Source organism: Pseudomonas sp. (genome assembly GCF_051660785.1).
Classification (GTDB): Bacteria; Pseudomonadota; Gammaproteobacteria; order Pseudomonadales; family Pseudomonadaceae; genus Aquipseudomonas.
The window spans coordinates 29932-42666 of sequence record NZ_JBOFQE010000082.1 but is presented as its reverse complement, the minus strand read 5'-3'; the positions used below and the strand labels follow the sequence as shown (position 1 = coordinate 42666).

At 61.2% G+C, this 12735-nt stretch carries 11 protein-coding genes; 3 read left to right on the top strand and 8 right to left on the bottom strand.

What is annotated here, in order from left to right:
- Positions 1-98: 98 nt before the first annotated feature.
- The gene (locus ACRC4F_RS22060; RefSeq protein WP_438661247.1) at positions 99-1154 is read right to left on the bottom strand and encodes a haloacid dehalogenase-like hydrolase; all 1056 of its coding nucleotides are present in this window, start codon (positions 1152-1154) and stop codon (positions 99-101) included.
- A 241-nt stretch (positions 1155-1395) separates the two neighbouring features.
- On the opposite strand from ACRC4F_RS22060, the gene ACRC4F_RS22055 reads away from it, so the two are divergent.
- Positions 1396-2787: an L-cystine transporter gene (locus ACRC4F_RS22055; RefSeq protein WP_438661246.1), complete on the top strand. Its 1392-nt coding sequence runs from the start codon at positions 1396-1398 to the stop codon at positions 2785-2787.
- A 122-nt stretch (positions 2788-2909) separates the two neighbouring features.
- Here the strand turns inward: ACRC4F_RS22055 and ACRC4F_RS22050 are convergent, their stop codons facing one another.
- Positions 2910-3422, bottom strand: a complete 513-nt coding sequence (locus tag ACRC4F_RS22050) for a dihydrofolate reductase (RefSeq protein ID WP_438661245.1) — start codon at positions 3420-3422, stop codon at positions 2910-2912.
- A gap of 85 nt (positions 3423-3507) precedes the next feature.
- Between ACRC4F_RS22050 and ACRC4F_RS22045 the strand changes: the two genes are divergently transcribed.
- Positions 3508-4887 (top strand): DUF2868 domain-containing protein, encoded by a 1380-nt coding sequence (locus tag ACRC4F_RS22045; protein ID WP_438661244.1) that lies wholly within the window; start codon positions 3508-3510, stop codon positions 4885-4887.
- Positions 4880-6256 (top strand): GTPase/DUF3482 domain-containing protein, encoded by a 1377-nt coding sequence (locus ACRC4F_RS22040; RefSeq protein ID WP_438661243.1) that lies wholly within the window; start codon positions 4880-4882, stop codon positions 6254-6256. The genes ACRC4F_RS22045 and ACRC4F_RS22040 overlap by 8 nt, the downstream gene beginning before the upstream one ends.
- Positions 6257-6335: 79 nt before the next feature.
- Here ACRC4F_RS22040 and ACRC4F_RS22035 read toward each other — a convergent pair whose 3' ends face one another.
- The 6 genes from ACRC4F_RS22035 to ACRC4F_RS22010 all read right to left on the bottom strand — a co-directional run bounded on the left by ACRC4F_RS22035 (position 6336) and on the right by ACRC4F_RS22010 (position 12723).
- Positions 6336-6869, bottom strand: a complete 534-nt coding sequence (locus tag ACRC4F_RS22035) for a hypothetical protein (RefSeq protein ID WP_438661242.1) — start codon at positions 6867-6869, stop codon at positions 6336-6338.
- Between the two features lie 94 nt (positions 6870-6963).
- On the bottom strand, positions 6964-7563 hold the full coding sequence (locus tag ACRC4F_RS22030) for a phosphonate degradation HD-domain oxygenase (protein ID WP_438661241.1): 600 nt from the start codon (positions 7561-7563) through the stop codon (positions 6964-6966).
- Complete coding sequence (locus ACRC4F_RS22025; protein WP_438661240.1) at positions 7563-8696, bottom strand: TIGR03364 family FAD-dependent oxidoreductase; 1134 nt, start codon at positions 8694-8696, stop codon at positions 7563-7565. The genes ACRC4F_RS22030 and ACRC4F_RS22025 overlap by 1 nt, the downstream gene beginning before the upstream one ends.
- 165 nt (positions 8697-8861) lie before the next feature.
- The gene (locus ACRC4F_RS22020) at positions 8862-9887 is read right to left on the bottom strand and encodes a putative 2-aminoethylphosphonate ABC transporter substrate-binding protein (RefSeq protein ID WP_438661239.1); all 1026 of its coding nucleotides are present in this window, start codon (positions 9885-9887) and stop codon (positions 8862-8864) included.
- 35 nt (positions 9888-9922) lie between these two features.
- Complete coding sequence (locus ACRC4F_RS22015) at positions 9923-11647, bottom strand: putative 2-aminoethylphosphonate ABC transporter permease subunit (RefSeq protein WP_438661238.1); 1725 nt, start codon at positions 11645-11647, stop codon at positions 9923-9925.
- A complete protein-coding gene (locus ACRC4F_RS22010) occupies positions 11647-12723 on the bottom strand; it encodes a putative 2-aminoethylphosphonate ABC transporter ATP-binding protein (protein WP_438661237.1) in 1077 nt (358 codons plus the stop codon). The genes ACRC4F_RS22015 and ACRC4F_RS22010 overlap by 1 nt, the downstream gene beginning before the upstream one ends.
- Between the last annotated feature and the right edge of the window lie 12 nt (positions 12724-12735).

Below are 12735 nucleotides of genomic sequence, written 5' to 3'. Positions count from 1 at the left end.
CCGGCTTGCTGGCGATAGCGGACTTCCAGCCGAAACGTCACTGACTGGCACACCGCTATCGCCAGCAAGCCGGCTCCTACAGTTGATCGGTGTTGCGGTTACTGAATCTCTTCAGGCTTGACGATCACCCAGTTCTTGTCCGCCGTCACCGGCAGCCCTTCCTTGGCCTGGGCGGCTGCGTGCTTGGCCATCATGCCGTTAATCTGGGTCATGTATTTGTCCTTGCGGTTGACCCACAAGTGGATGCCGCCCTTGGCCACGTCGACGCTGTGGAACAGCATGAAACCGTCGCTGGTCGGAGTGTCGCCGCCAACCAGTACCGGTTTTTTCCACTCATCAATGTACGTCAGGATCGCTGCTTGTTTACCCGCCATCCAGGTTGCCGGGGTCCACAGGTACGGGGTCAGTTCGAGGCCGAGGTTGGCTTTCTCGTCATACTTGCCGGCGGTGATCTGCTTGCGCGCCGTGGTCAACTCGCCGGACTTGGGATCCTTGAGCAGCAGGCTTACGCCAATGACGTTTTGCGGTTTGACGTTGTAGCCGTATTTCGGATCGGAAGCGACCATGCGCACCAGCTCTTCGGAGGCGGCGGTCATCACATACACCTCAATGCCGTTCTCCATCAGCTTGTTGTACAGCTCGGTCTGACCGGTGAAGACTTTAGGCGGATTGACGTCGAGTTTCTTGACCACGTCGCCTTCGTAATAAGTGGTCGGCACCGGTTTGCCGGACGCCATCAACTCATCGACATAACCCTTGAGCTCAGTGAGCGTGAAGCCGGAGAACACCTGGGCGACCCATGGATAGCAAACCATGTCGTCGAGTTCGCAGAGGCGATAGTAGTAACTGAACAGGCTTTCCTTATGGTCAGCGGTGTCCTTGAACGGAATCAGTTTCAGGGAGGGGTCGAGTTTCTCGCGGGTGATCAGGCCCTTGTTCTCCATGAACGGCAGCAACGACTCTTCGAGGTCGTAGCGGTAACTGGTGTTGTCCATGTCGAACACCGCGTAATTACCTTTGTTGGCATTGGCCGCAATCATTGCGTCCAGTGCCTTGGCCTGATCGGCTGGCCAATGCTTCAAATCCGTGGCAAACACCTGGCCAGCGAGGCCCAGACAGAGTGCGGCAGCCAGAAATTTCGGTGCAAGCTTCATTGGCATTTCTCCCTGATTCAAAGATATCGACGCTATCAAATTAGTGTGACAGTCCCCGTCTGCCTGCGACCGCCCGCGTCCCTTCCGCGTCAGCTGCATCCCCGACAACGACACCCTCTTATTCCAAAAACGACAGTTAACAGACTTTTTTGATATTAATTCATTGGAAATCAAGCTGTTAGGCTTGCCGGTTCGCAGCTGCCCCGGAAGGTGGCTGGCACAAGTCTCTCTCGGAGTTCACATGAATCTGCCGCTGATCCTTAATCTGCTGGTATTCCTCGCCCTGCTCTTTGGCTTGGCGCAAACCCGTCATACGACGTGGAGCTTAGCTAAAAAAGTCCTGCTCGCACTGGTGTTGGGCGTGCTGTTCGGTGTTGCGCTGCACACGATTTACGGTGCCGGCAACCCGGTGCTGAAAGCCTCGATCGGCTGGTTCGACCTGGTGGGCAACGGTTACGTGCAGCTGCTGCAAATGATCGTCATCCCGCTGGTGTTCGCCTCGATCCTCAGCGCCGTGGCGCGCCTGCACAACGCATCGTCGCTGGGCAAGATCAGCTTCCTGACCATTGGCACGTTGCTGTTTACCACCGCCATCGCGGCGCTGATCGGCATCGGCTTGACTAACCTGTTCGGCCTGACCGCTGAAGGCCTGGTCGCCGGCACCCAGGAAATGGCTCGTCTGCAAACCATTCAGACTGACTATGCGGGCAAGGTCGCCGACCTGAATGTGCCGCAGCTACTGTTGTCGTTCATTCCGCAAAACCCGTTCGCCGACCTCGCTCGCGCCAAGCCGACCTCGATCATCAGCGTGGTGATCTTCGCTGCGTTCCTCGGTGTCGCGGCGCTGCAACTGCTCAAGGATGACGTCGAAAAAGGTCAGAAAGTGATCAACGCCATCGACACCCTGCAAGCCTGGGTGATGCGTCTTGTGCGTCTGGTGATGAAGCTGACCCCGTACGGTGTGTTGGCGCTGATGACCAAAGTGGTCGCCGGTTCCAACCTGCAAGACATCATCAAGCTCGGCAGTTTTGTGGTGGTTTCCTACATCGGCCTGGGCCTGATGTTTGTGGTCCATGGCCTGCTGGTGTCGGCGGCCGGGATCAATCCGTTGCGGTTCTTCCGCAAGATCTGGCCAGTGCTGACGTTTGCCTTCACCAGCCGCTCCAGCGCCGCGACGATTCCGCTGAGCATCGAAGCGCAGACCAGCCGTCTGGGTATCCCGCAATCCATCGCCAGTTTCGCCGCTTCGTTCGGCGCAACCATTGGCCAGAACGGTTGTGCCGGTCTGTACCCGGCGATGTTGGCGGTGATGGTGGCGCCCACCGTGGGCATCAACCCGCTGGACCCGCTGTGGATCGCGACGCTGGTGGCGATTGTTACCTTGAGCTCCGCCGGTGTGGCGGGCGTGGGCGGTGGCGCGACGTTTGCCGCGCTGATCGTGTTGCCGGCGATGGGTTTGCCGGTGTCATTGGTGGCGTTGCTGATTTCGGTTGAGCCGCTGATTGATATGGGCCGCACGGCGTTGAACGTGAGTGGTTCGATCACGGCCGGGGCGATTACCAGCCAGATGATGCAGCAGACGGATAAAGAGCTGCTGGATGCGGATGAGCATGCGGAGTTGGCTCACGCTTAAATTCTTTAGCGTCTGATCTGGCCTCATCGCCAGCAGGCTGGCTCCCACAGGGATTTGGGGTGTTCACACAATCTGTGTTTCACCTCAAACCCACTGTGGGAGCCAGCCTGCTGGCGATGATTTTAAGCTTTCTCCCAGACTTCGAAGTTGTACGCCGGCTTGTCATCGACTGCCGGATTTTCGATGTTGGAAACGAGCTTCCATTGCCCCAGATCAAACTCCGGAAACCACGCATCCCCCTCCGGGCTCAACGCCACGCGCGTCAGATACAACCGATCCGCCTGAGCCATCCCCTGCGTATACAACTGCGCCCCGCCAATCAACATCACCTCATCGACGCCCTGCTCGTTCGCCCATTCCTGCGCGCGAACCACGGCCGCCTCCAGCGACGGATAAACCTCCGCGCCTTCCAGCACCAGATCCGCCTGACGGCTGACCACGATGTTCAACCGGCCGGGCAGCGGACGACCGAGGGAATCCCAGGTCTTGCGACCCATGATGATCGGCTTGCCCAAGGTGGTGGCCTTGAAGTATTTGAAGTCCCCCGGCAAGTGCCAGGGCATGCTGTTGTCGACGCCGATCACACGGTTTTCACCGAGGGCTGCGATCAGGCTGAGGGGGAGTGATTTAGTCATGCCGGCGAGGATACCAGAGCCTTCCGTACCCCGATAAGCGCCACAGCGGTTATGCTCACAGCTCAATTGAGCGACGGGATGGCGCGTGACTGAACTGACTCCACTGCAAAACCTCTGGCTGACCGAGACGGTGCGCCTGCGTGAAGAACACGCCGGCCCCCTGGATGATCTGGAAGCCAACCGACTGGCTCGCAGCGCCGGAGGCGATCTGCCGACGCGCATTCAGCGCCGGGCGGTGTGGCTGGCCGAGCGCGACGGCTTGGCCGACGCCCTCCACCATTGGCTGCATGGCGCGCGACTGGCGCTGATTGTCATGGCGGTGTTGGCCATCGTCAGCGGCGCGGGCCTGGCATTCGCCGCGCTGGGTGACGGCCAGACCCCGGTGAATGTGTTCTGGGCCTTGGGCAGTCTGCTGGGGCTCAATCTGATTCTGCTGTTGAGCTGGGCGTTGGGCCTGATGTTTGCCGGTGAGCACGGCGCCAGCCTTGGACGCTTGTGGCTGTGGCTCAGCGAAAAACTCGCCCGGGATGCCAAAGCCGCGCAACTGGCGCCGGCGCTGCTGCTGTTATTGCAACGAAAGAAACTCAATCGCTGGGCGATCGGCACGCTGGTCAACGGCTTGTGGTTACTGGCGATGCTCAGCGCCCTGGCGATCTTGCTGACGCTCATGGCGACCCGGCGCTACGGCTTCGTTTGGGAAACCACCATCCTCAGTGGCGACACCTTCGTCGCCATGACTCAAGCTCTTGGCACGCTGCCGGCGTTGCTCGGCTTCAGCGTGCCCACTGTGGAGATGATCCGCGCCAGTGGCGATGCCGCGCTGAACATCGAAAGCGCTCGTCAGGCCTGGGCGGGATGGCTGGTGGGCGTGTTGCTGGTCTACGGCGTGTTGCCACGTCTGTTGCTGATGCTGTTCTGCCGCTGGCGCTGGACATCCGGCCAAGCGGCTTTGCGCCTGGATTTGAACCTGCCCGGTTATGCCCAGTTGCGCGAACGCCTGATGCCCACCAGCGAGCGACTCGGCATCAGCGATGCCGCGCCTGCGCAACTGCATCGTGTGGAAAGTGCTGTCAGTGAACAGCAAAGCGATGGTGCGCTGCTGGTGGCCATCGAGCTGGACGATCAACGCCCATGGCCACCGCAACTGCCGAAAGCCGTGAACAACGCCGGCATCCTCGACAGTCGCGAGTCGCGGCACAAACTCCTCGAACAGTTGAGTCGTTTTCCCCCGGCACGCCTGGCTATTGCCTGCGATCCGCGACGCTCACCGGACCGTGGCAGCCTGGCACTGATCGCCGAACTGGCGCGCAATGCCGCCGCGACCCGGGTCTGGCTGCTGCAAGCGCCCAGTGGCGAAGCGCTGGATGCCGAGCGTCTGGGCGACTGGCACATCGCGCTGCAACAGCTGGACTTGCCGTTCGCCGATTGCGCACCGTTGAACTGGCTGGAGACGGGTCATGACTAATCCGTGGAAAGCGCCGTTGAAGCTCGCTGTGGTCGGCCACACCAACGTCGGCAAAACTTCCCTGTTGCGCACGCTGACCCGGGATGTCGGTTTCGGCGAAGTCTCCCATCGACCGAGCACCACCCGCCACGTCGAAGGCGCGCGCTTGTCGGTGGACGGCGAGCCATTGCTGGATCTCTTTGACACGCCTGGTCTTGAAGACGCCATCGCCCTGCTCGACTATCTCGAACGCCTGGAGCGTCCCGGCGAACGCCTCGACGGCCCGGCACGGCTGGCACGGTTCCTGGAGGGCAGCGAAGCGCGGCAGCGTTTTGAACAGGAGGCCAAAGTGCTGCGGCAACTGCTCGCCTCGGACGCGGGCCTCTATGTGATCGACGCCCGGGAACCGGTGCTGGCCAAGTACCGCGACGAACTGGAAGTGCTGGCCAGTTGCGGCAAACCGCTGCTGCCCGTGCTGAATTTCGTCAGCAGCGCCAACCATCGCGAACCGGACTGGCGTGAAGCCCTGGCACGTCTGGGCTTGCATGCGCTGGTGCGCTTCGACACCGTCGCACCGCCCGAGGATGGCGAACGTCGTCTCTATGAAAGCCTCGCGCTGTTGCTGGAAAGCTCTCGTGAACAACTTGAGCGCCTGATCGCCGATCAACAGGCCCAACGCCTGGCTCGTCAGCAGAGTGCAGCGCGATTGATTGCCGAGTTGCTGATCGATTGCGCCGCGTGTCGGCGCAGCGTGGTCAGCGATGCGCAGCAGGAACAACAGGCCATCAGCGAACTGCGCAAAGCCGTTCGCCAACGGGAACAGCGCTGTGTTGAAGCCTTGCTCAAGCTCTACGCCTTCCGCCCACAGGACGCGGCGGCCAGTGATCTGCCGCTGCTTGACGGTCGTTGGGGCGATGATTTGTTCAACCCGCAAACCCTCAAGCAACTCGGCGTGAGGGTCGGCGGTGGCATCGCCGCTGGCGCGGCTGCCGGTGCCGGGGTCGACTTGCTGGTCGGCGGCCTGACCCTCGGCGCAGCGGCACTGGCCGGCGCGATTGCCGGCGGCGCCCTGCAAACCGCACGCAGTTACGGCAGCCGGCTGATGGGCAAGATCAAAGGCCAGCGAGAATTGACGGTCGATGACAGCGTACTGCGCCTGTTGGCATTGCGTCAGCGGCAACTGGTGCAGGCGTTAAGCGCGCGAGGCCACGCGGCAGTGGACAGCATTCAGGTGGCCACGCCACAGGACAAGAACTGGCGCGAAGGCAAACTGCCCGAGCCCCTGAACAAGGCCCGGGCGTACCCGCAGTGGTCGTCGCTGAACCCGCATCCGAAATTGAGTCAGGCACAAAGGCAGGAGCAGATCGAAGTGCTGGCGCAGCAGCTTTAGCTCGGCGGCGTCAGGACCGTCCCCTTTGCGAGCAGGTCGTGACGCGGTTTTTGGTCTGGCCCGCGTCAGATTCCCGCGCTCACTTCCATTTGAACTTCAGGTAGTTATCACTCAGCAACGTCACCAGTTCACGATCCACTGCATCCGTGTCGCCATCGTTATCCATGTCGAAGTGAATCGACCAGTCCAGTGTTCCGTTGTTATCCGTGTCGTAGGCGGACGCGGTGTAAGCCAGCGTCTTGTCCGTCGGTTTTCCGGTGCCTTCATGAAAGTGCAAACGCACCGTATCCGGACTGCCATCCCCGGCGAAATCCTCGGCAAAGATTTTCAAGTAACGCTTGGTAGAAGCGCCGGGATTGAACCAGCTGAGTCGCAGACAAGCATTGGCGAAAGTCTTCAGCAGACGTTGGTCAACGCTGTTTTCCCTGCCGTCGTTCGTGACGTCGCCCATTTTGTAATCGACTTTGCCATCCGCATCGAAATCCAGTGCAAAGGCTTTGTTGAGCAGGACATCGTCGCCCGGTGTACAGGCTGATTCGTAAAACTGCAGCAAGACAGAATCGGCCCGACCATTGCCGACCCGATCCTGGACGGTGACTTTCAAATAGCGCATGAGTGCTTCTCGACAATAAAAGAAGCTCAAACACTAGCGGCTCGAAAATCGTGTCGCCATGGCCCAACTTCGCCGCGGATAGTAGGGGGTTTCGCTAAAGAGCCGGCGCAAAAGGATTCCCTGCTGAAGGACCTTTGGCTTGGTCCAACAGCGCCGTGGCTTTCGCCTTTAACACCTGAAGGTCAATCACCGGCACCTCCCTCTCCTTGGCCAACTCATCCCACTGGCGCATGCGCAAACTGACCTCACACAAAGGGTCCTGCTCGAAGGCTTCAGCCTCGGCAGGTGTCATCACCCCGCCCTGGTATTCCAGGGTCCGGCGGCTGGCTTCGCTCAAGCGCTCGTAGTATCCGGGCTCTTTCAGCGTCAGATAACGCTTGGCCTGGACGTGGTATTCCACCAGCCGCGCCAGGCGCTCGCTGAAACCTGCGCGACGCAAGTAATCGGCGCCCAGACGCTCGTGGCTGACCACGCCGAAACCCCCCATGTTCTCCGCACTCTCGGCGCAGATATGCCCGATGTCGTGAAAGAACGCGGCCAGCACCACCTCATCATCGAAGCCTTCGGCCATGGCCAGTTCGGCCGCCTGGGACATGTGTTCGATCTGCGACACCGGCTCGCCGATGTAATCGCTGTCGCCAAAGCGCTCGTACAAACCGAACACCTCAGCAATCACTTGTTCATGGCGCGCCATCAGTTTTCCCCCAACAGTTGAGCGACATTACGTTCAGCCATTGCCGGCCCGACACTCATGCCGACGCCGGTGTGCATCAGCGCCACGCTCACACCCGGCATCGGCCGCAGGAACGAGAACGGCCCTGGCCCCCGTGAACCATAGACACCCTGCCAGCGTTCGACCACTTGCACTTTGCAACCCAGGGTTTGCTCTGCAAGTTCGATCATCCAGTTGTCCACTTGCTCGGCGTTGAACGGCGACGGATCGCGGCCGTAATGGTGGGAGTCGCCAATGATCAACTCACCGTAAGGCGTCGGGCTGATCAGCAGGTGGATGCCGTTTTCATGCAGGTGCGGTTCCTCGCGCAGAATCTGCGCCTGCACCGCCGCCGCTTCCGGCAGATCGGCGAAGGCGCCGTAGTGCACGCAACTCAAACCGGTGAGCAACGCGTGCTGCAGATTGAGATTGATCTGCGGTCGGGCGCGGAGCATTTGCAGACGGCAGATTCGCGGGTTGAGCGCAGCAATCGGCTCGGCCAGCAACGTCTGATAGTCGTGACCGGAGCAGACGATGATGTGCTCGGCGTTGAAAGTGCCGGCGGTGCTGTACAGACGACCCGGTTCGATGTCGCGCACCAAAGTCGAGAAGTGAAACTCGACGCCGAGGTCGCGGCGCAGGTAGTCGATCAGCGCCGGAATCGCTTCGCGGGAATACAGTTGCTGATCGTCCATGCCATGCAGCGCGGCGCTGTGATGGCTGAACTGACCGCCGTACAGATCGCGCAGTGCAGCGCCGCGCAACAGGTCGACGCGGTAACCGTGTTCCACGGCGCGACCGGTGCAAAAGGCTTCCAGCAGGTGTTCTTCGGCTTCGGTGCGGGCGAACAGGTATGAACCGTTGCGCTTGAGTTGCAGGCCGGCCCGTTGTGCCCATTGACCCCAGATGTCGCGGCTGGCCTTGGCCAGTTCGAGCATCGGGCCCGGGGGCTGGCCGGTGACGAGGGCCTGGCCGAAGTTGCGGACCGAGGCGCCGAGCGGGGTTTCGCTGCGTTCGAAGACGGTGACTTTGAGACCGCGCCTGGCGGCGGCGTAGGCGTGGGACAGGCCAAGGATGCCGGCGCCTATGATCAGCATGTCGTTGTGGTGTGTCATTGAGTTTTGTCCTGAATTCCGTGGCGAGGGGATTTATCCCCGTTGGGCTGCGAAGCGGCCCCAAAACCTGCAACCGAGGTGTATCAGGTACACCGAAGGCAATGGTTTTGCGACTGCTTCGCAGCCGAACGGGGATAAATCCCCTCGCCACAGGTTGTGCATTGTTTACTTGGCAGCGACTTTCTCGGACTTGCCGTCATAGCGCTTGCGCCACTCGGTCAGGATTTCGTCGCGGTTCTTCGAGGCCCAGGCAAAGTCGTTCTTGATCAAACGCTGCTCGTAATCCGCCGGCAATTCGGTCTGCGGCTTGGCAATACCTGGCTGCGCGAGCACCGCGAAGTTCTCCTTATAAAGCTCCATCGCCGCCGGGCTCGCCGAGAAGTCCGCCAGTTTCTTCGCCGCCTCTTCATGCGGCGTGCCCTTGATCACGGCGGTGGCTTCGATTTCCCAGCCCAGGCCTTCCTTCGGCAGGATGATGTCCAGCGGCGCGCCCTGGCGTTTCAGCTGAACGGCCGGGTATTCGAAGGAAATACCGATCGGGAACTCACCCGCCGCCGCCAGTTTGCAAGGCTTGGAACCGGAGTGAACGTACTGGCCAATGTTCTGGTGCAGGTCGTCCATGTACTGCCAGCCCTGCTTCTCGCCGAAGGTTTGCAGCCAGGCACTGACGTCGAGGAAACCGGTACCGGACGAAGCCGGGTTCGGCATCACGATCTTGCCTTTGTACTCAGGCTTGGTCAGGTCCTGCCAGCTCACAGGCTTGGTCAAACCCTGCTTCTCGGCTTCGACGGTGTTGAAGCAAATGGTCGCGGCCCAGACGTCCATGCCGACCCACGCTGGCGGGTTGGCCGCGTCGCGGTAGTTGCCGCCAATCTTGCCGAGGTCCTTCGGCGCGTAGCTTTGCAGCATCCCTTGCTGATCGAGAATCGCCAGGCTCGACGCCGCCAGGCCCCAGACTGCGTCAGCTTGCGGACGGGCTTTTTCGGCCAGCAGTTTGGCGGTGATGATGCCGGTGGAATCGCGCACCCACTTGATCTCGACGTCCGGGTTGGCTTTTTCGAAGGCTTCTTTGTAGGTCTTCAGTTGTTCGGCTTCGAGGGCGGTGTACACCGTCAACTCGGTTTGCGCCGCGAAGGCGTTCAGGCTGAAAGTAGCGAGCACAGCAGCGGCCAGGGCCATAGGCTTGAACATGATCGGTTTCCTGTCTTGTGAGTTGAGGGTGTGAATTAGTGGCCAGGCGCGGTCTGCCGCCAGGCTTGAGAGCGGCGCAGCAAACCGCGCGAGGCCCAGGCCAGCAGCAGGGACACGCCCGCCGAGGTGAACAGAATCAGGGTCGACATCGCCGCCGCGCCGCCGACATTGCCGGCGTCGTCCATGTTCAGCACCGCCACCGCCGCGAGGATGGTGTCGGGGCTGTAGAGGAAAATCGCCGCCGAGACGGTGGTCATGGCTGAGACGAACAGGTAGCGCACGATGTCCAGCAGCGCCGGCAGGCAGATCGGCACGGTGACGCGCAGGTAATGCCGATACAGCGGCGCCTTGAGCGACAGCGCGGCGGCTTCGAACTCGGCGTCGAGTTGACGCAGCGCCGTGGTGGCCGTCATTTGCGCGGTGGTCAAATAGTGAGCAATGGTGCAGACCACCAGCAGGGTCATGGTTCCGTAGAGCACATGCAGCGGGTTGCCGGTGAGGTTGAAGAAGAAGACGTAACCCAGACCCAGCACCAGACCCGGCACCGCCATCGGTACGAAACTGAGCATGCGCAGGGTCAGATTCAGTCCGCGCTGGCCCTTGGTTTTTTCCATCAGGTAAGCGCCGGTGAAGATCAGCACGCTGCCGATCAGCGCCGTGCACAAAGCCATCTTCACGCTATTGCCATAGGCCAGCCAGCCGCCACCCGCCGTGTCGTTGAACTGGTAGTGGTTGAGCGACAACGACAGGTTGTACGGCCAGAATTTCACCAGCGAGGAGAACACCGCCATGCCGAACACCAGCAGCAACACCGCGCAGATCAGCAGCACGATGGCCAGGTAGCAACCGTCACGCAGCTTCGACGGAGCCGGTTGAAACACCTGGGCCCGGCCGCTCATGGAGTCGCCATGACGCCGACGCAACCACGCATCGACCCCGAAACTGAACAGCGCCGGCAGCAACAGGACCATGCCGATCAACGCGCCGCGACCGAACTGTTGCTGGCCGACCACCGCTTTGTAGGCTTCCAGCGCCAGCACCTGATAATCGCCACCGACCACCACAGGCACGCCGAAGTCAGTGATGGTCAGTGTGAAAACCAGACAGAACGCCGCGAACACGGCCTGACGGGTCGCCGGCCAGGTGATGCTGCGAAAGGCTTTCGCCGGACTGGCGCCCATGCTGGAGGCGGCATCGAACAGTCGCGCATCCGCCAGGGAAAGCGCCGACAGAAGAATCATCAGCGCGTGTGGGAAGGTGTAGATGACCTCGCCCAGAACAATGCCCCAGAAACCGTAGATATTGTCCGAGAGCAAACCACGCAACATGCCCTGATTGCCAAACAGATAAACCAGCGCAATGCCCGGCAACATCGACGGCGCCATCAGCGGCAACAGCGACATGCCGCGCCAGATGCCTTTGCCGGGGATCAACGTGCGTTGCAGCGCGTAGGCAAACAGGTAAGCCAGCGGTACGACAATCGCCGCGACGCTGAGAGAAACTTTCAAACTGTTGCCCAACAGCCAGTGGAAATTCGCACTGGTCACCAATTCACGGGCGGCGACCAGACCGCCGCCCTGCCCCGCTTCCGAACTGAAGCCACGCCAGAAGATCGCCAGCAACGGCATCAACACCGCGATGCCGAGTAGCACCAGCAAAAGGACTTTGCCACCGACTACGAACACCCGGTCGCCGATCTCGGCACGGGAGGTCTGCCGAACCTGCTTGTGCGGTATCGGCAGCGCGATGTTCGCGCTCATCAGGCAAACACCTGCAAGCTACGCGGAGGCAAGGCGACCATGATCTGCTGCGCACCGAGACGCGGCATGGCTTCCGGCGCCAGCTCCGCGAGTAAGGCGTGGCCGGGCAGTTGATCGAGTTCGAAGCTCATGCGGCAGCGATTGCCGAGGAAGGTGATCTCGCGAACCTTGGCCGGGAAGAGGTTTTCTTCGTGCACTGGCGGGTTGACGTTGATCGCTTCGGGGCGGCAGAACAGACGCCCCGACGTGGTTTTGGCGCTGCCATCGGCCAGGCGCATGCTCATCCCGCCGACCTGGGCGTGGCTGTCGCTGCTGCGGTTGAACGGCAGCCAGTTGCCCTGGCCGACAAACTCCGCCACAAACGGAGTGGCCGGGCGGTCGTAGATTTCCTGCGGCGTGGCGTACTGCTCGACCTTGCCGTTGTTCATCACGGCGATGCGGTCGGCCATCAGCATGGCCTCGTCCTGATTGTGCGTGACCATCAGGGTGGTGACGCCGAGGTTGCGCTGCAACTGGCGCAGCTCGGTGCACAAATGCTCGCGGACCCGGGCGTCGAGGGCGGACATGGGTTCGTCGAGCAACAACAAGGACGGCGCTGGCGCCAATGCCCGAGCCAATGCGACACGCTGCTGTTGGCCGCCGGACAGTTGGCCGGGGTACTTTTTCTCACTGCCGGTCAGACCGACCAGTTCGAGCATCTGACCGACACGCTTGCGCACCTCATCGCGACCACTGCTAGCGAGGCCGTAGGCAATGTTCGCTTCGACGGTGAGATTGGGGAACAGCGCGTAGGACTGGAAGAGAATGCCGTAGTCCCGCGCCTGAGGTGCCAGGTGGGAAACGTTGCGATCTCCCAGGAACAATTCGCCATCGTCCTGCTTCTCCAGACCGGCGATGCAGCGCAGCAAGGTGGTTTTGCCACAGCCCGATGGGCCGAGCAGACACACCAGCTCACCGGCGGCGACGTCGAGAGAGACGTTATCCAGCGCGGTGAACGCGCCAAAGCGTTTCTGCACGCCGCGCACTTTCATCGGGGCGCCGGGGTTGGTCAGGGCAGTTGCGATCGAGTGGTTCATGGACGGGCCTCA

Bases quoted from the DNA above. Each gene is read 5' to 3' on its own strand.
- ACRC4F_RS22015 (WP_438661238.1), bottom strand. From the start codon at position 11,647: ATGAGCGCGAACATCGCGCTGCCGATACCGCACAAGCAGGTTCGGCAG.
- ACRC4F_RS22050 (WP_438661245.1), bottom strand. From the start codon at position 3,422: ATGACTAAATCACTCCCCCTCAGCCTGATCGCAGCCCTCGGTGAAAAC.
- ACRC4F_RS22025 (WP_438661240.1), bottom strand. From the start codon at position 8,696: ATGACACACCACAACGACATGCTGATCATAGGCGCCGGCATCCTTGGC.
- ACRC4F_RS22060 (WP_438661247.1), bottom strand. From the start codon at position 1,154: ATGAAGCTTGCACCGAAATTTCTGGCTGCCGCACTCTGTCTGGGCCTC.
- ACRC4F_RS22040 (WP_438661243.1), top strand. From the start codon at position 4,880: ATGACTAATCCGTGGAAAGCGCCGTTGAAGCTCGCTGTGGTCGGCCAC.
- ACRC4F_RS22030 (WP_438661241.1), bottom strand. From the start codon at position 7,563: ATGGCGCGCCATGAACAAGTGATTGCTGAGGTGTTCGGTTTGTACGAG.
- ACRC4F_RS22010 (WP_438661237.1), bottom strand. From the start codon at position 12,723: ATGAACCACTCGATCGCAACTGCCCTGACCAACCCCGGCGCCCCGATG.
- ACRC4F_RS22035 (WP_438661242.1), bottom strand. From the start codon at position 6,869: ATGCGCTATTTGAAAGTCACCGTCCAGGATCGGGTCGGCAATGGTCGG.
- ACRC4F_RS22020 (WP_438661239.1), bottom strand. From the start codon at position 9,887: ATGTTCAAGCCTATGGCCCTGGCCGCTGCTGTGCTCGCTACTTTCAGC.
- ACRC4F_RS22055 (WP_438661246.1), top strand. From the start codon at position 1,396: ATGAATCTGCCGCTGATCCTTAATCTGCTGGTATTCCTCGCCCTGCTC.